General features: G+C 37.6%; 20 protein-coding genes and 1 riboswitch. Of the genes, 6 read left to right on the forward strand and 14 right to left on the reverse strand.

The genetic code is table 11. From position 1 onward, the window contains the following. The 13 genes from ACEN4N_RS01200 to ACEN4N_RS01260 all read right to left on the reverse strand — a co-directional run. Positions 1-217, reverse strand: a 217-nt coding sequence (locus ACEN4N_RS01200) for a transposase (RefSeq protein WP_407089156.1), incomplete at its 3' end; no start/stop codon positions are given. 182 nt (positions 218-399) lie between these two features. Then, complete coding sequence (locus tag ACEN4N_RS01205) at positions 400-1,032, reverse strand: V-type ATP synthase subunit D (protein ID WP_407089335.1); 633 nt, start codon at positions 1,030-1,032, stop codon at positions 400-402. A gap of 6 nt (positions 1,033-1,038) precedes the next feature. Then, a complete protein-coding gene (locus ACEN4N_RS01210) occupies positions 1,039-2,439 on the reverse strand; it encodes a V-type ATP synthase subunit B (RefSeq protein ID WP_138404713.1) in 1,401 nt (466 codons plus the stop codon). Continuing rightward, positions 2,423-4,201: a V-type ATP synthase subunit A gene (locus ACEN4N_RS01215; protein ID WP_138404714.1), complete on the reverse strand. Its 1,779-nt coding sequence runs from the start codon at positions 4,199-4,201 to the stop codon at positions 2,423-2,425. The genes ACEN4N_RS01210 and ACEN4N_RS01215 overlap by 17 nt, the downstream gene beginning before the upstream one ends. A 12-nt stretch (positions 4,202-4,213) precedes the next feature. Continuing rightward, on the reverse strand, positions 4,214-4,525 hold the full coding sequence (locus tag ACEN4N_RS01220) for a V-type ATP synthase subunit F (RefSeq protein WP_138404715.1): 312 nt from the start codon (positions 4,523-4,525) through the stop codon (positions 4,214-4,216). Next, positions 4,515-5,519 carry a V-type ATPase subunit gene (locus tag ACEN4N_RS01225; RefSeq protein WP_138404716.1) on the reverse strand — a complete coding sequence of 335 codons (1,005 nt, stop codon included), beginning with the start codon at positions 5,517-5,519 and terminating at the stop codon, positions 4,515-4,517. The genes ACEN4N_RS01220 and ACEN4N_RS01225 overlap by 11 nt, the downstream gene beginning before the upstream one ends. Before the next feature lie 12 nt (positions 5,520-5,531). Further along, a complete protein-coding gene (locus ACEN4N_RS01230; protein WP_138404717.1) occupies positions 5,532-6,098 on the reverse strand; it encodes a hypothetical protein in 567 nt (188 codons plus the stop codon). A gap of 38 nt (positions 6,099-6,136) precedes the next feature. Continuing rightward, positions 6,137-6,613 carry a V-type ATP synthase subunit K gene (locus tag ACEN4N_RS01235; protein ID WP_138404718.1) on the reverse strand — a complete coding sequence of 159 codons (477 nt, stop codon included), beginning with the start codon at positions 6,611-6,613 and terminating at the stop codon, positions 6,137-6,139. A 14-nt stretch (positions 6,614-6,627) separates the two neighbouring features. Next, complete coding sequence (locus ACEN4N_RS01240) at positions 6,628-8,601, reverse strand: V-type ATP synthase subunit I (RefSeq protein ID WP_407089334.1); 1,974 nt, start codon at positions 8,599-8,601, stop codon at positions 6,628-6,630. Further along, positions 8,549-8,914: a hypothetical protein gene (locus tag ACEN4N_RS01245; RefSeq protein WP_407089333.1), complete on the reverse strand. Its 366-nt coding sequence runs from the start codon at positions 8,912-8,914 to the stop codon at positions 8,549-8,551. The genes ACEN4N_RS01240 and ACEN4N_RS01245 overlap by 53 nt, the downstream gene beginning before the upstream one ends. Before the next feature lie 300 nt (positions 8,915-9,214). Then, positions 9,215-9,622 (reverse strand): YccF domain-containing protein, encoded by a 408-nt coding sequence (locus tag ACEN4N_RS01250; RefSeq protein WP_138405451.1) that lies wholly within the window; start codon positions 9,620-9,622, stop codon positions 9,215-9,217. A 101-nt stretch (positions 9,623-9,723) separates the two neighbouring features. Next, on the reverse strand, positions 9,724-10,476 hold the full coding sequence (locus tag ACEN4N_RS01255) for an esterase family protein (protein ID WP_197104277.1): 753 nt from the start codon (positions 10,474-10,476) through the stop codon (positions 9,724-9,726). 3 nt (positions 10,477-10,479) lie between these two features. Next, the gene (locus ACEN4N_RS01260) at positions 10,480-11,661 is read right to left on the reverse strand and encodes an acetyl-CoA carboxylase biotin carboxylase subunit family protein (protein ID WP_407093540.1); all 1,182 of its coding nucleotides are present in this window, start codon (positions 11,659-11,661) and stop codon (positions 10,480-10,482) included. A 173-nt stretch (positions 11,662-11,834) separates the two neighbouring features. Beyond that, positions 11,835-11,908: riboswitch (Fluoride riboswitch) on the forward strand. Between the two features lie 44 nt (positions 11,909-11,952). Here ACEN4N_RS01260 and ACEN4N_RS01265 point away from each other — a divergent pair. From ACEN4N_RS01265 to ACEN4N_RS01285, 5 genes are all read left to right on the forward strand, one after another. Next, positions 11,953-13,134: a cation:proton antiporter gene (locus ACEN4N_RS01265; RefSeq protein WP_407093541.1), complete on the forward strand. Its 1,182-nt coding sequence runs from the start codon at positions 11,953-11,955 to the stop codon at positions 13,132-13,134. 139 nt (positions 13,135-13,273) lie between these two features. After that, the gene (locus ACEN4N_RS01270) at positions 13,274-14,011 is read left to right on the forward strand and encodes a methionine ABC transporter ATP-binding protein (RefSeq protein ID WP_407089330.1); all 738 of its coding nucleotides are present in this window, start codon (positions 13,274-13,276) and stop codon (positions 14,009-14,011) included. Beyond that, a complete protein-coding gene (locus tag ACEN4N_RS01275) occupies positions 14,004-14,690 on the forward strand; it encodes an ABC transporter permease subunit (protein WP_338487782.1) in 687 nt (228 codons plus the stop codon). Before ACEN4N_RS01270 ends, ACEN4N_RS01275 begins: the two co-directional genes overlap by 8 nt. Positions 14,691-14,720: 30 nt before the next feature. Then, on the forward strand, positions 14,721-15,620 hold the full coding sequence (locus tag ACEN4N_RS01280) for a MetQ/NlpA family ABC transporter substrate-binding protein (RefSeq protein WP_407089329.1): 900 nt from the start codon (positions 14,721-14,723) through the stop codon (positions 15,618-15,620). A 196-nt stretch (positions 15,621-15,816) separates the two neighbouring features. Further along, the gene (locus ACEN4N_RS01285; RefSeq protein WP_407089328.1) at positions 15,817-16,776 is read left to right on the forward strand and encodes a DUF697 domain-containing protein; all 960 of its coding nucleotides are present in this window, start codon (positions 15,817-15,819) and stop codon (positions 16,774-16,776) included. A 54-nt stretch (positions 16,777-16,830) separates the two neighbouring features. Here the strand turns inward: ACEN4N_RS01285 and ACEN4N_RS01290 are convergent, their stop codons facing one another. Then, positions 16,831-17,265 (reverse strand): DUF2188 domain-containing protein, encoded by a 435-nt coding sequence (locus ACEN4N_RS01290; protein ID WP_407089327.1) that lies wholly within the window; start codon positions 17,263-17,265, stop codon positions 16,831-16,833. A gap of 111 nt (positions 17,266-17,376) precedes the next feature. On the opposite strand from ACEN4N_RS01290, the gene ACEN4N_RS01295 reads away from it, so the two are divergent. Further along, positions 17,377-18,018: an NAD(P)-dependent oxidoreductase gene (locus tag ACEN4N_RS01295; RefSeq protein ID WP_407089326.1), complete on the forward strand. Its 642-nt coding sequence runs from the start codon at positions 17,377-17,379 to the stop codon at positions 18,016-18,018. The last annotated feature ends 2 nt before the right edge of the window (positions 18,019-18,020 follow it).

Genomic DNA, 18,020 nt, shown 5'->3' on the forward strand with positions numbered 1-18,020 from the left:
TATTTAGCATGAGGTCCCGTTCGTAATAGCCATTCCGCTGATCTTTTCGTTCCGAAGTCCGTTCATAGTTCTCTGCTTTAATGTAGCGATCACGTTCAACTTCCATATAAGCGTTAAAGACAGTGACAGCTAATGATTTCATCATCGCATTCATATCGCTATTCATGACTGCCTCTGTTAATTCTTCTAAATTTAAGGTAATATTTAATTGAGCCATAATAATCTTCCTTTCAATGTTTGTCTGTCAACTACATTGTACCAAAGAGATTATTATGGTTTTTTACTTTTACACAATTATATGGGCTTTATCGTCGCGACACTCCACGACGCCCCGCGACCCATAAATCCCTCATAAAACAAGAAAAAACCCACCGATCTGGTGGGTTTCCTCTTTTATAACTAATCTTCTTGATCGAAATCTTTGATTTTCATCAGACGTGTAATTTCTGCCCGTTCGTTTTCGTCAAGTTTCATTTGAATAGTTTTGATTGTTTCTTCCAAGTCTGGAATTGTTCGTTCGTGTAAGGCATTTACTCGGCGTCGCGTTCTTTCGATTTCATTCGCCAATAATTGACTCGTCTTTTCAAGTTCAGCGAGTTTTAACATTTTAGGTAGAACATCACTGAATTCTTGTAAAGTTTCATCTAAGTCTGCGTTCGAGTTGATGTAACCATAGTTCAGTGACTGATCATCTTGGTCATCTGAACTGAAGTGCATTTTAGGCACCTTTACACTCATCATATTTTCCTTACGAACATCTACCGTTACATCGTATTGAGGGACTAAAGAAATCTGTTCTAAATATTCCTCATGCAGTAAAGCTTTTGCCAAGGAAAAGTTTTGCATTCCTTTTTTCAGGTGGCCCTCAACTTCTTGACGATAGGCATTGTTCTCACGAATTAATTCGATAAAACTACGCATTAACCCGTCTTGTTTGTCTTTTAAGACATCATGCCCGCGTGTTGCTAATGCTAAACGGTCTTTCAGACGAGCAAGTTCCATTCTTGTCGGATTAACGTTTAGTTGTGCCATCGCTTATCACCCTTCCTCAGTCTTTGGTAAGTACTGATCCAAGTGTTCCTCACTAATACGAGTTAATTCTGTACGTGGCAAGATACCTAATAAGTCCCAACCAATTGCTAATGTATCTTCAATTGTTCGGTTTGTGTAGTAACCTTGGTTCACGTAACGTTGTTCAAATTCATCTGCAAACTCTAAGTATTTCAAGTCACTGTCCGTTAAGGCAGAGTCCCCTAATACAGAAGCTAAACTTTTCGCTTCTTTACCTTGAGCATACGCAGAGAAAATTTGGTTCATAGTAGATGCGTGGTCCGCACGTGTCTTACCTTCCCCAATCCCGTTATCTTTCAGACGTGATAATGATGGCAAAACATCTACTGGTGGTTCAATACCTTGGTTATACAACTCACGAGATAATAAAATTTGTCCCTCAGTAATATAACCGGTTAAGTCAGGGATCGGGTGAGTGATATCATCTTCCGGCATGGTAACAATTGGAATTTGAGTCACTGATCCGTTAGAACCTTCGATACGACCTGCACGCTCATAAAGTGTCGCTAAGTTTGTGTATAAGTAACCTGGGTAACCACGACGTCCCGGCACTTCACGTCGTGCTGCTGATACTTCACGTAATGCGTTCGCGTAGTTAGTCATATCTGACATAATTACAAGCACGTGCATGTCTTTTTCAAACGCTAAATATTCAGCGGCTGTCAGAGCCATACGTGGTGTTGCGATACGTTCAATAGCTGGGTCATCCGCTAAGTTGATAAATACAACTGAACGGTCGATCGCACCAGTTTCAGTAAAGTCATTAATGAAGAATTCTGCCTCTTCGAAAGTAACCCCGATAGCTGCGAAAACAACCGCGAACTTCTCATCTGAATTGACTACCGACGCTTGACGTGCAATTTGTGCAGCCAAGTCTTGGTGAGGAAGTCCAGATCCAGAGAAGATTGGTAATTTTTGACCACGAACTAATGTGTTTAAATGGTCAATCGTTGATACTCCTGTTTGAACAAATTCGTTTGGATACAGACGTTTAACCGGGTTAATTGCTTGCCCGTTAATATCTAATGATTTCTCAGGAATTAAATCTGGTCCACCATCAGCAATTCGTCCCATACCGTCAAAACGGCGTCCAATAATATCTTCAGACACATCTAATGTTAATGGGTGTCCTAAGAAACGGATTTTTGTATCCATTTTGTTGATTCCTGCTGAACCTTCGAATAATTGAACGACAGCTTTATCGTCTTTAACTTCTAGTACTTGGCCTCGACGTGTTTCGCCGCTACCTAATTGAACATCTACAAGTTCGTCGAATTTTACTCCTTCAACGTCTTGAACCGTAATTAACGGATCGACTATTTCAGTAATACCTCTATAATCTTTTAACACGTTAGACCTCACCTCCATCTTGCATCACTTGTCTTAACGTATCATCAATCGCTTTACGAATTTCTGCGTAAGGCGCTTCTGTGTTATCTTCGATATATTTCATACGTCCGATACGCTCTCTTAAGTTAACTGTTCCATTTAAGATACTGTTAATTGAAGCTCCAAGCTCTAAAGTCTCGCGACCTTTCTCTTCAAAATAAAGAATTGTTTGTAACATTTGAGCTTGTTTCTCTAAGTCCGTAAATGTATCCACATCATCATAAGCGTTTTGTTGTAAGTAGTCTGTACGAATCATTGCGGCTGTTTGTAATTTCAAGCGGTCTGTATCTGATAAAGATTCAACCCCTACTAAACGAACAATTTCTTCTAATTCAGACTCATCTTGTAGTAAAGCACGCGTATGTTTAACCATTGAATCCCAATCGATTCCTAAACGGTTACCCATAATAATATTCATATCTGAAGAATATAATGAGTATGATGTTAACCAGTTTACTGATGGGAAGTGACGACGGCGAGCAAGCGTTGCATCTAGTCCCCAGAACACTTTCGCTACACGCATTGTGTTTTGTGTTACTGGTTCAGATGTATCTCCTCCGGGAGGTGATACCGCTCCAATCGCTGTGATGTCCCCTGTACGTTCTGGTTTACCTAAAGTTTCTACTTTACCAGCACGCTCGTAGTATTCTGCAAGTCGACTACCTAAGTAAGCTGGGTAACCTTCGTCCCCTGGCATCTCTTCTAAACGACCTGAGATTTCACGTAATGCCTCTGCCCAACGAGAAGTTGAATCCGCCATAACGGCAACAGAGTAACCCATATCACGGAAATATTCTGCGATTGTAATCCCTGTATAGATTGACGCTTCACGAGCCGCAACCGGCATATCTGATGTATTGGCAATTAAGATTGTACGGTCCATAATTGATTTACCAGTATGTGGGTCAACTAGTTCTGGGAATTCGTTAATAACCTCTGTCATCTCGTTTCCACGCTCACCACAACCGATATAAACAACGATGTCCACGTCTGCCCATTTAGCAATCTGATGTTGTACAACAGTCTTCCCTGCACCGAATGGTCCAGGAACGGTTGCTGCTCCACCTTTAACTACTGGAAATAATGTATCAATGACACGTTGTCCAGTAATTAATGGCTCATCAGGTGTACGTTTACGTGCAGTTTTACGTCCTTCACGGATTGGTGAAGATTGAATCATGTTAAATTCTTTCACTTCACCATTTTCTAATTCAACAGTGTATAAAGTATCTTCTACTTTGAATTCACCATCTTGAATTGATTTAATTGTTCCTTTTGTACCTACAGGTACCATAATTTTATGTGAGATAACATCAGTTTCAGGAACTTCACCGATGATATCTCCTGATTCGACCATGTCTCCAACTTCAACATTTTTTGTAAAATTCCAAATTGTTTCACGATCTAAAGCTGGTAAGTGAACTCCACGGTCTAAGAATGAATTATTTGATAATTCTGCTAGTTTTTGTAGTGGTCTTTGAATACCATCAAACATTCCAGCAATTAATCCAGGTCCTAATTCAACTGATAATGGTTTTCCTGTAGGTTTTACAGGCTCTCCAGGACCGACCATTGAAGTCTCTTCATAAACTTGTACGTAAACATTTTCGTTACGAATTTGGATAATTTCACCAACTAAGTTAGCGTCACCAACGTAACAAATGTCACGAATTTTTGCGTTATCTAAGCCCTTTGCGACTACCAAAGGACCAGATACTGATACGATTGTTCCAGAATCCAATAATAATACCTCCTATAGAATATTTTGACCGACGGCTTTTTGCACATTTTCTTGAACGCGCTGTAAACCGATACTTTCAGAATCACAATCACTTGGGATTAGAATGAAGGCCGGCATGAATTCATCATCATATTTTTTAATAATATCTGGTATTTGTTGTGCCAGATTTTCAGTAATAAAAATCACACCGTAATCATCTTTTATGATATCTTTGACAACTTGACGTCCTTGTTTTGCGTCTGTTGTATAAAATACATTCATTCCTAACATCCCGAAAGCGTAAACTGTATCTTTCTCTCCTACGATAGCGATTTTATACTGCATAATCTAATCTCATCCTATCTCTAACAATATCTGATTCAATGTTATTAATTTTACCTGTTAAAACCAATCGGATATTCTTCACTTCAATCTCTTTCGCACTAATGAACGCTAAGACAGGTAACGGACCAAAAACAAGGAATCTTGCTTGTTGTAAATACGTTTCCGTTGCATTATCTATTGCTTGTTCAAAGCGTCTTAAGGAGAATTTTCCTTGATCATCCATTGCTTCAGCTACAATATCACGGTAATCAGGTGAGTCTGAAAAGACACGAATCGCATTCTCCATCCCGCCTTCAGCCACTTCAACAAAGTAATCTGTTGAAATCGCTCCTTCGTTAGTGATTGTTGCTTGTAAGTGTGTTCGACCACGATCATTAGCCATCGCTCTAAAGAATATCGACATATTTGTATTATCAATTAACTTTTCAATATAACGTGTTACGTCATGATCGGCAATCTCTTCCGATAATCGCTTCAAATGATGGACGTAAGCACGGTCTACGAAAATATCAATATCATTCAACCGAGGTGTCTCCGCAAATTCAATTCTTAGATTGTTGATGTTTTGCATATACCATTTTGGTAAAACATCCGATTGTCCTTGAGAAACCGCACGGCGAAATTCATAAATGGGATATAGCCCGATATCAATTAATGTTTGGTCAAAGTCTTTACCCGTAAGTTCTTCTTTGAATAACACTTTGATATTGTGATAAGCATAGCTTAAAGTCATTAATTCTGAAAGTACGGGACTTGGCGATTGATCCATAATCCATTGGTAAGTTTCTTTCAACTCATCCATTAACATATCGTCATACTCTCTCGTTTGAATCGCTTCTTCCATACCATCACGGTAACCGGTGTCGGCTAATACTCGAACAGCATCCTCATAGGTTTTGGCTGATAACATTCGGTCATAGTCACTTTGCTTTAGGAGATTAGTCTCTTGTACGCGAACCGTTGTATTCAACGGTCCATATGAACTATCTTGCATGTAATCCACCTCCTATGATTTTTTGAAAATTTTATCAACGATAAGTGTTTGTAAAGAACTCGCCTTCTCTTCCACTAAGTTATCGAATAAATAATTGTATTCTATACTTCCTTGGCGTAGGACAAAGCCTGCTTTGTCAGCGACTGTCTCATTAGAAACTGTCGCATTCACTTGAAGCGAGTTATTTAATAAGTCACGTGTTTTTTCACCTAAAACAATTTCGTATTGTTCAGGATTTGAATAGTCATTTAGAACACTTTTGATGAATTTTGTTGTTGTTTCAGCATCAAGTTGTTCAAATGAGTGCTTCACTTGAGCAATATAATCGCTTATAATTGCTTGCTTTGTCTCTAATATTTGGTCCCGTTTCTTTAAACTTTCACTGTTAAGCGAAATGTCTAATTGATGTTTGCTCTCTTGTTCAAGATTAAATTTACGTTTAACAAATGTTTGTTTTAGATTTTCTTTTTTAGTTTCCGTTTCGGCCGCTTGCTCTTGTTCGTAAGCGTGGACCGCTTGGTCAACCTTGGCTTGTTCTCGTTCGATAACACTCTTGGTTAATCCATTAATGTCAGCCATCTACTCACTCCTCTCTTGTCTACTTGTAAAAGCAGTAATTAAACTAATAAGAACATAAGTAGAGAAATTACGAATCCTAGAATAGCGTATGTCTCAACCATCGCTGAGAATACAATCCCTTGTGTAGAGTTTTCTGGTCTTTGTGCAATGATTTGCATACCTGCAACTGAAACGCGCCCTTGTGCTGGTCCTGAAGTCAGACCTGTGATTGCTACTGGTAAAGCACACATAACATAGTGCCATCCTGTTGAAGTATCCATTCCAGCATCTAATTGTAATAACATTAATAAACCAATTACGAATCCGTATAAACCTTGTGTCGCTGGTAATAGTTGTAAAACTAATGCTTGTCCAAATAATTCAGGTTTTTCTTTAACTAAAGCTGCAGCAGACTCCCCTGCGATACCTACACCACGTGCTGATCCAATCCCTCCAAAGACTGTCGCAATTGCTGCTCCTAATCCTCCAAATACTAGACCAATGTTTTCTCCGAATAATGTTTGTAGAAATTCCATTTTATTAATTCCTCCTATTTATTGTTATAATTTTTTTGAATCCAAACTTCTTTTTCAAGTGGGCTTAAAGGCTTGAATGCTTTTCCACCTGTTTCATAAAACTTACCAAAGAACTCAACGAATTGCAGACGCATTGAATGCACGTAAGCTCCTAAATAAGTAATGAAGATATTTAGGGCATGTAATGCCAAGAATAATAATATTCCGACTGTGAAACGTACAAACGGCGGTAACAGTCCTACGATAAGATTAAATGCCATACCTATATTCGCTCCCGCAACGGCTAAGGCTGTTAAACGTGTATAACTGACGATATCACCAATCATCCCCGCTAAATCAATTAAACCAAAAGCCCCTTGTCCGAGACCAATCAGTGGGTTTTTCGCTACAATCATATTGACAACAATCATTCCAATCACATTCCCAAGTAATAGTACTAAACCAATAGTATTTAAAAGAGGAATTTCAAGAATGAAGTTGATCGCTAGTATTGCCCCACCAATGAGCATCAAAATTTGTTGTAGTGCATCTAAATAAGAACTACCATAATCTTTTTCTTTCAATGTTAGATAGAACTTTAATGAATAACCCACTAACAAATGAACTAAACCTAACGCAACAGAGAATATCATCACTTCAATAACTTGTGATGATAAATTCATCACACCAAATGGTAGTGAGAATCCAAAGAAACTTCCAAAAAATAAGCCAACTAGAATTGTTCCAACTGACATATAGTTAAATGATTTCAAGGTTTTTCTCATACCTGGGTTTAATTCGAAAAACATAATGGGTATGAATGTTGCGATAAACAGTAATAATCCGTACCCTACATCTGCACTCATTAATCCAAAGAATAACACTTGAGAAAATGAGAAAAACGGTGTTGGGTCGATTGAGTTATACTTCGGTGTTCCATATTGAAGAGTTAAAGTTTCAAAGGGTGTACTAAACGCACTATTCTTCAACTTCACTGGAACTTCATCTAAGTTATCTTCTTCAGGATCAACATCATATGTAAAGATTGCAAGGTTGTCTTCACCAATTACATGATTAATATTCACGATATTATCTGATACTTCGTCTGCATCCATCCACCCTTTAAGAATAAATAAATGAGAACTATCTAGTAATAATTGACTCGCTTTCTCACGTTCGATTAAGTTCGCATAATATTCTTGAGCTAATTTTAAATTACTCAATAATTGACGATTAGATTTGAAACGCTTCACAAGTTCGGATTGCTCTTCGATCATTCTTTTACGTGTACTTAGTACCTCTTGAAGTTCTTCTTTTGGTAACTTATCGTACTCGTAATCTAATTCAGTGAAATTCGAACGTCTGACGACTTCTTGAACATCCTCTTGATGTTCTTTAGAAAACACAATCGTGTAACCGCTTGTATCTTCAGTGTAGTATACCTCTTGAACCAATACTTCATCAGTAACGTTCATTAAGTTGTCTATGAATTCAGTTGAATCTTCAGTATCAATCGAACCAACAACGACATCAAAATGCTTAAAGTCATCAGACTGCTTAAGTGAGAAGTCTAAGTTAGTCCATTTTCTAAGAAAACGTTCCTTCTCTTCAAGTTCTGTAATCGCTTGCCTTAACTGTTCCAACTCGGAACGTTTTTCGCTAACCAGTCTTAGCAGTGACTCAAGATTCATTGAATTTACTTCTGTTTCAAGTTCTTGCAGCGAGTAAACTTTACGTTTCTCTCGCATTCGTTTGATAAAAGACGGTTGTGATCCGTATTGTTTCAGAAATTCTATTGCGTCTTCAATCTTATTTAGAGTGTAACGATTCAGTTTTGAATCTTCTGAATTCAATGACGCACCGTCAAAGAAGATATCAAGATCTGCTTCCTCCACTTCTTCAAAAGGGACGATTTCAATTCCTTTTAATTCTTGAAGGGATTCGAGTAATAATTCTTTATTCGCTTGCTCCGCGATGATTGTTACCCGCTTCATGACTGAAATTGCCATATTGACTCATAACCTCCTTTATTCCAGCTTGAATGAGTTCTCCTTTATGAGTTTGATAATCATCTTGGGCATGTCGCCGATAATTATCCACTTCATAATTCACTCTTTCACGGACTTCGGCTAATTCTTGATTTCTTTCTTGCTCCAATTCAGAAGCAACGCCATCAAGCGACTGCTCTAATTCTTTGCGATAAGTTTCAATTTTTTCTTTTTCATTTTCACGAATCGCTTCTTTTTTATCCGCTAATTCTACTTTCATAGAATCAATTAAATTTTCAGCTTCTCTTACTTTTCCAATTATATCCTTGCTCAATTTTTACTCACCCCTAACATTTTTAAGTATATCATAAAAAATGTTCACACCCTAGCCCTATGCGGAAAGTTACCCCTTTTTTCTGAAAAAAGTCGCGTTCCTTCCTATTTAAATATTATTTAATTTTACTTGCTAATTTCTGTCCATTATGTGAATTATTCTGACATAGCTCTCTGAATCGACGTCATTTTGTATTTTTTAATTATACTTTTATATTTAACTAAAAATTTAATCGTATATCAGATGAATTTTCATTCATAAAAAAAGAAGCATTCTTACATGCTTCTTCAACTTCATAACTTATCTTGAATATGGAACGTCGGTTCTCATCACTACTTGTTGGCGTTCATTGTGGATTTCTGCACCAAATGGGAAGAGTGCGAGTTTCACTAATTTGAACTGTTGTAAGCCAAATGGAATCCCAATAATGGTCACACATAATATTAAGCCACTAAATAAATGCATAGCTGCGATTTCAATTCCGCCAAAAATAATCCATAAAATATTCATAAGGAAACTTCCCCCACTATTACTGTGGTAAACTTCACGTCCCATGGGCCATGCAGATAGACTCGCAATCTTAAAACATTGAATCCCAACTGGAATTCCAATAATTGTTATACACCAGAGCAAACCAATGAAGCCCCAGGTGATAAAATTAATAAAGCCTCCAAAGATAAACCAAATTAAATTACCTAAAAATTTCATATATAATCAATTCCTTTCAACTTGTACTTCCTTACAATACTAAGTATATACGAAATTCTGCCTTCTGTTATCATCCTTGAGACGTAATTTTGAAAGAATTGTTAAACAATTCCTAAATCTTCTAATGTTGAAAAGAAGTAATATATTTGCTGACGCCAGTCATGCCAATCATGGGCAACATCATGTCCCCAATAGTCAAACCAGCCTGGAATTCCTTTAGCATTGAATACTTCATCTAATTTACGTGTTGCTGTGACGTGCGGTCCTTCCCAATCGCCTTGACCAACTGAGACAATGAATTGATTCTGTCGGTATTGATCTAAGAACCATGGATCAGACATATTCCACAAGAAATCAATCGGAGAATTCTCATAAGTAGCAATATCGCTACCAAATTCGCCGGTAAAGTATCTCGCATCATAAACACCACTTTGTGAGATGGTTAGTCCAATAATATCCGGATGTCTTAAGGCAAACAGCATTGAGTGGAAGCCACCCATACTGCAACCAGTCGCAATCATCTTCCCGTCCCATTGTGATTCATGTCGGACTAAGGGAATGAACTCATGCACTAAATACTTATCATACTGATTATGTGCTTTTGCCTTATCGTGTGCTGATTTACCAGTGTCATTCCAAGATTCTGAATCGATACTGCTCACAGTATAAAGATGAATTTGTCCTGATTCGATGAAACCACTTAAAGTTTCTACCATCTTAAAGTCAGCATACTCATCCTTACTCCCACCACTTGATGGGAATACAATCACTGGCGTACCGCCATGCCCATAACGGTTAAAATACATTTCACGGCCTAAATGCCCACTATAATGACTTCTTGCTTCAAAATGCATTGTTTACGCCTCCTGTCTTTGAGCGATGGTTTTAAGCATTTCATTAATTTTCTTTTCTGATGGCGACTTCATAATAAATCCTATATCTCCCATTGCTTTAGCAAAAACACCTGGAATTTGTACAATGTTTACTAATTCTTTACTGTACTTATCTTTAATTTCTTCATTCGTAAACTTATAATTTAAATGATTTTTTCGTGAGACATAAATCACATGATATGGTCGTGTAATTTCTGCTTCAAATCGATTATCTTTAACAAAATTTGCATATTCTTTAAAAATATCAAAATCATTCGCATAGTTGAACATATCGATTGTAGCGCCTCCGGGTGGTCGGCAGTTCACTTCTAATCCATATAAAGAACCATCTTTTAATCTAAAGAATTCAAAGTGGAAGAAACGCTCTTTTATTTCAAAGGCTTTTACACATTTTTTACCGAATTCAGCAAGATCCGTAGGTATCTCTCGCTTAATATGGTAATACATATCTGTATCTTGGGTAACAATATCTAAGATAGGTTTATCATTGATTAAAGTAGATGAGAAGACGATATTTCCATCCCGGTCTGTTAAACCATCAAAGGTTACAATTTGTCCATCAATGAATTCTTCCATAATGTAAGGCACCTCTGGTTGTTTAACCTTAAAGAATTCATCTAGTTCTTTTTCGTTTTTGACTTTAAACGTATCGTTTGCACCAACACCAGTATCTGGTTTAATAATGACTGGATACTTTAGACTTTTAATTAGTTTTTTCGCATCGGCTTTATCTGATATGACACGGCCTTTAGCTACAGGTATCTTTAGTTCACGAAAGACTTCTTTCATCGTTGATTTATATTTAATCAAGCGAATATTGCGATTATTATAACCGAAGACATTGAAATCTGTCCGCAACTTTGCATCAAGTTCTAACCAGTGCTCGTTATGCGATTCGATGCGGTCAATTTTACCGTATTTAAACGCAAAGTAAGCAACAGCTCTATACATTTGATCATAATCATCCATATTATCGACGCGATAATATTCTGTTAAACTATCTCTCAACGATTGACTCAAATTCTCATAAGGTTCATCTGCAATACCTAAGGTATTAATGCCTTTTACCTTTAAACGAACTGCGAATGTTTCAAAGTTCGATGGAAAATGAGGTGAAATCATGACAAAATTTATTTTCTCGTTCATACCAATGCCTCTTTTCTAAAGTTGATTTCTCATCATTGTTATTGATTTTACTTATAAAAATTATACCATATTAATGAGAATAACTCTAATTCATTTTTAATCTTCTTGCTATATTATTTTACTGGATCGAAAGTATTGACCGTATTAAATTTAGGTGTATACTTTAGATAAATATAATATTTGGGAATGAAGGGCTCCCTTGCCTACGGGCAAAACCGTCTTAAAGACTAATGACTTCTGCATGCTTATTTGAGTGTGTAGAAGTCTTTTTTATATTATTGGAGGGATAAAATGTTAGTAAGTGTAGCGTTGATATTAGTGAGTGGCGTTGTCTTGGAGTATACTTTAAAGAAGCTAAAACTCCCTGCTTTATTAGGTTATTTAATAGCCGGAATATTATTAGGCCCTTTTGGTTTAAATCTTGTTGATTCAGATTTATTACGATTAAGTCCTGACATTCGTCAAGTCGCGTTGATTGTTATCTTAACTCGCGCAGGTTTGTCATTGGATATTAAGCGACTGTTAGAGGTGGGTCGCCCAGCTATCATGATGTGTTTTGTGCCGGCAACCGTTGAGATTATGACTTCGATGATCTTTGGACCTTTGTTTTTTGGCTTTTCTTTAATCCAATCTTTATTGATTGGTGCAATATTAGCAGCGGTCTCTCCAGCGGTAGTCGTCCCACGCATGGTAGATTTAATTCAAACGCATCGGGGTACGAAAAAGCAAGTGCCGCAAATGATATTAGCGGGTGCTTCTTTAGATGATGTCTTTGTTTTAGTTTTATTTTCAGCCTTTTTAACGATTGCTTTAGGAGGTTCTGTCTCAGCTTGGACATTTATGCAAGTGCCTGTTTCAATTATTGCAGGAATTTTTGGCGGGGCAGTCCTAGGTTATTTATTGAATGTCTTATTTGTTTACATTCAATTGAAGCGTGTATTTCAAGTTATGATCCTCTTAGCAAGTGGGATGGTATTGATGCGTTTGGAAACAGTTTTTACAGGTTTATTTTCAGGAATTCTTGCGGTCATCGCAATGAATATTATGATTCGGGCTCAATCTGAAAAGTTATCTAATGACTTATCAGGTTCTTTTAACCAAATTTGGTTTGTCGCTGAGATTTTTCTATTCTTTTTAGTCGGTGTGAGTGTCAATCCGGCAAATGCTTTGTCTTATGGATTCTTACCGATACTCTTTATCATTCTTCTCTCTCTGTGTCGCTTATTTATTGGTGTGAGACTTTGTTTGCTTAATACACCTTTTAATAAGAAAGAGAAGAGATTTGTACTCATGAGTTATTTACCTAAAGCAACGGTTCAAGCTGCTATTGGGAGTGTGCCTTTAGCAAACGGAATGGCTGGTGGAGAATTGATGTTAACTCTCGCAGTCTTGTCAATCTTAATTACAGCGCCCATTGGAGCCATCGGGATGGATTATTTCGCACCGAGATTATTGACAAATGACAGTGAATAAACAGTTTCGGTCGTCTGTTTTAGGATAGAGAACATTTTCACAATATATTCCGCGATAATAGGGCTTTATTCTGTTTCAATTTAAATATAAATCTGTTACAATGAAAACAATTACAAGAATCAAAGGTGGTGGATAATTTTTGATTGAACTCGTGAATACAACGAAGCGATTTGAAGGAAAATCTGGCTCGTTTCTCGCAGTAGACAATATAAGTTTAAGCATTAAAGACCAAGAAGTTTTTGGTGTGGTCGGAGAAAGTGGTGCAGGAAAATCAACCCTTGTGCGTTTTATTAATGCTTTAGAACGCCCAGATAGTGGACATGTTTTGGTCGATAATGTTGAGGTGCTGTCTTTAAGTAAAGGAGAACTTCAATATTTCCGTAAAGATATTGGGATGATTTTCCAGCAATTTAATTTATTAAATAATAAGACTGTCGCTGAAAATGTACATTTAGCGCTTGAGATACATCCATACGATGACCCTTTGTCGGTGGATGAAGTTCTAAGTTTTGTAGGACTCAGTGATAAAAAGGATCACTACCCTAGCCAATTATCGGGTGGTCAAAAACAACGGGTTGGTATCGCGCGTGCTTTAGTGACGCGTCCGAAAATATTATTATGTGATGAGCCAACGTCTGCTTTAGATGCGAAGATGACGGATGAGATTGTGTCGGTATTAAAACGTGCGCACGCTAAATTCAATATGACCATTGTGATTGTGACCCATGAACTTGATGTGATAAAAGCGATGTGTCACCGCACGGCTATCTTAGAGCATGGAAAATTGGTTGATGTGCTAGATATTAAAGAATCTGATTATATACCAGAAGCTAAAAGTTATCACGACCGAGTGTTGGAGGTGCTAACAGATGACTGAGTCGATTCAAATATATTTAGATCGGGTGATTGAGTTCGCACCGAGACTGATTGAGAGTTTGCAAGAATCGGGTATTATGCTGAGCTTGGCATCAGTGGCTGCTATCTTTATTGGTATTCCTTTAGGTACCTTGCTTTATTTAACCGCTCCTGGTAAGCCGAGTGAGAACCTTTGGATTTATCAGATTTGTAATATTTTCGTGAATATTGTTCGTTCGTTTCCGTTCCTACTACTTGTCGTTGCAATGCAACCCGCTATTCGTGCCTTGTATGGCCGAGCAACTGGCGATCCCATCGCAGCGTCCTTTCCAATGATGTTAATTGCAATCGCACTTTATGCTCGCTTTGTGGAGCAGTCGTTATTAGAGATTCCTAAAGGTGTCATCGAAGTGGCTGACGCTATGGGCGCTTCTACGAATCAACTCGTAACCAAATTCTTATTTGTCGAGTCGAGAAGCTCACTCATTATCGGTTTTACGACCGCCTTTGTTAGTTTTATCTCTTACTCAACGATTATGGGTGTTGTAGGAGGAGGTGGAATCGGCGACTTTGCGATCCGATACGGTTATCAGCGTTACGAGACTGATATTATGTATACGGCCATCGTAGTGATTATCATTTTTGTACAAATTATTCAATGGTTAGGTTTAAAATTAGCTAAGAAATTAGATAAACGCTAGAAGGCGTATTAAATTTAAAGGAGAATGTAAATGTTTAAAAAAAGTTTATTAGTTAGCGCGTTAGCATTATTAGTTGGAGGTTTTGCTCCAGCAGCCGAGAATGTGTCAGCTCAAGAAGAGGAAAATGTATTAAAAGTTGCTTCTCACTTACCTCCAATGACTGATGTCGTTGAAATCGCTAGTGAAGTTATTGCAGAACCATATTCAATCGAATTAGTTGAGGTTTCTGACAACATTCAATATAACGAAGCTTTATTAAATGATGAAGTCTACGCAAACTTTGCTCAACACGAGCCATTCGCTGAAATTTTTAACGAAGAGCGCGATGGAGACTTAGTTGCAATCCAACCGGTTTATAATGCAGTGGTTGGTTTCTACTCATCGGTTTACGATTCAATTGACCAAATTGAAGATGGTGCTGAAGTAGCAATTCCTTCAGATATTACAAACGAAGGTCGTGCATTATTAATTTTAGAAGATCATGATTTAATTTCTTTAAATGATGAGGCTGGTTTATTCCCAACTGTTGAAGATATTGAAGAGAATCCTCATAACTTAGAATTCACTCACATTGACTTATTAAATTTAACAGGTGCTTATGAAGATGGGATTGAATTAGTATTCAACTACCCTACTTACATCGCAAGTATTGATTTAACAACTGATGACGCATTAATCTTAGAAGACGAAGATGATAATACTTATGCAATTCAACTAGTTATTCGTGAAGGAAATCTTGATACTGACGCTACAGAAGCACTTCAAGCCGCTTTTACTTCTCCAGAAGTATTAGAATTCCTAGATGAATTAGCTGCTGAAAAACACCTTGCGCCAGCGTTTAGCTTAGATGGCGAAGAAGATGCGGATGAAGATGATGCAGAAGACGCAGATGAGGATAGTTCTGAGTCTGAAGAAGAGTCTGCTGAATAATTTGATATTTTTTACACAAGCAGTGCTTATTGAAAAATAAGTGCTGTTTTTTTGTGGTGTGGTGAGGTTGGTGTGTCCCTGACTTTTTCTCAGGGCCATATTTTTCTCATTTTTTTGAAATATAAGTCTCTGGGCTGATAGTTTTATGGTATATTTACTGTAAAATAATTATGATAACATTGAAAGGACTGATCTTATGACAGATTGGTGGAAAGATATTAAGCGCGTCCTAATGGGGCTTGCCGCTGTATTAGGTTTACTATTCATCGTATTCGTTATTAATCAATTTATATTACTTTATCAATTTCTATCCTTACTTCATCCGATACTTGCTATTATTGTATTGAGTGTCATTGGAATTGGCATTCTATATTTCATCTATTCGATGACAAAACAATTAATGAAAAGTCCGAAAGTATTAGAATTGGAAGATGATGCGACGGAAGAAAAGTATGAGGAGTACATTGACAAGACGCTCGATTTATTAAAGAAAAATCCTCGTCTGGTCAATCTTGAAGTCGATGAGGAATTGCCGAAACAAGAACAAGTAGAGTTGTATTTTAAAGAATTAGATGAATTATCGATGCCTCTTATCAAGCAAAATGCAAATGCGATTTTCCTAAGTACGGCGATTTCACAAAATGGTTCCCTAGACAGCCTCGTTGTTCTATTCTCATTACTGAGAATGGTTTGGCAAATTGCGCGAATTTATGAAACACGCCCGTCCCTTGCCAGCTTAGCCAAGTTATATATGCAAGTGGCGAGTGTTGTGTTAATGGCGCGCACCATTGAAGATGCAGATTTAATTGAGTATCAATTAGAACCACTGATTACAACCATCGTTGGTGAAAGTATTGCCTCAGCCATCCCTGGTATGGTACCCATCGCTAATCTGGTTGTGAGTTCATTAATGGAAGGTGCTGTAAACTCATTCCTGACTATGCGTGTTGGTATTATTACCCAAGATTTCCTCGGACATATTCGCCCTACCGACAAACATAATATTCGTCGCTCTGCTTCATTGCAGTCAATGAAATTTATGGGATCAATTATTAAAGACAATAGTAAAGTGGTCGTTAAGACTGTTGGCAATGCTGTTCGTAAAGCAAGTGTTGGAACAGCTAAACGTTGGTTTAACTTTGGTGAAAGTAAATAGTGTTTCAAAATAAAAAGGATTGTTGCCAACGCATAGGCAACAATCCTTTTTTAACTAATCTTGTTTCATTCCATCTTTTGTATAACTAATCACGTTTTCATCACGATTCTCGGCGATTTCTTTGGCGCGCTCTATCGCGTCTGATTTTTTATCAAAGGTGTCACTCGCTCTTTCGGCGTCAACCGTCTTCACTTTCCACTGTTCATCTTCGTAAAAGACTTCAACATCATTATCTAACAAATCCGGATCGGCGCTACTTGTATCGTGGTCATCGTCTTTTTGTGGATTTGCTTCTTTCTCAAAGGCGTCGCGTTCGCTTTGGCTTGCATTGTTGTACCAATCTTTTCCCTCATTAATCGCAATCGGGATGGCACGGTCGTCTTCATAACCACTCTCTTCGAGGGCATTCGCAATGTCGATAATTTTCTTTCTCAACAACTGTTCAAAGTTTTTCAATGAGTCTGGGTAATCTTGCATATTCCAAGGCATTGTCACCACTCCTTCTCTTTTACCCCATTATACAACTCAAAATCGCACAATCCTATTAATTGCATTTGAATGTATTTCCCAACTATAATATATAGTAAAGGGGAGATTTATATGAAAATAGCTATTATTGGTGCAACAGGGAAAGCTGGAACAGAGTTATTCAAAGAAGCAACAGGACGTGACCACGAAGTCACTGCTGTAGTTCGAAACGCTGAAAAAGCCGCAGACCTTTTAGGTTCAGATGCGAATACAATTGTGAAAGATGCCTTTGATTTGACTCGTGATGATTTACAAGGCTTTGATGTGATTGTCAATGCGTTTGCGACTGCTCCTCAAACTGCATATTTACACGTTGATTTAGCTGCAAAATTGGTTCACTTATTCCGTGAAACAACGACCACTCGCCTGTTCTTTATTCTAGGTGCTGGTAGCTTACTTGATGAAAATGATGAGTTGTTTGTCGAAACGATTCGTCAAGATCCTAATTCATCTGCCTTTATTAATGTCCCAGAAGCGCAACTTCAAGAGTTAAACTTCTTACGTGATGTAAACGATGTAAAATGGGTTGGTGTATCTCCAGGGGCTCGACTTATTGAAGGTGAGCAAACAAATTACACGTCAGGAATCGACCATATCTTACAAAATGATAATGGCGAATCAATCACAACTTACAGTACGCTTGCGAAAGCAATTATAGATGAGGTTGAAGCACCTAAGTATCATAAACAACGATTCACAGTTATTAATAAATAAAT

The organism is Ruoffia sp. FAM 20857, from assembly GCF_045528645.1.
GTDB classification, from domain to species: Bacteria; Bacillota; Bacilli; order Lactobacillales; family Aerococcaceae; genus Ruoffia; species Ruoffia halotolerans.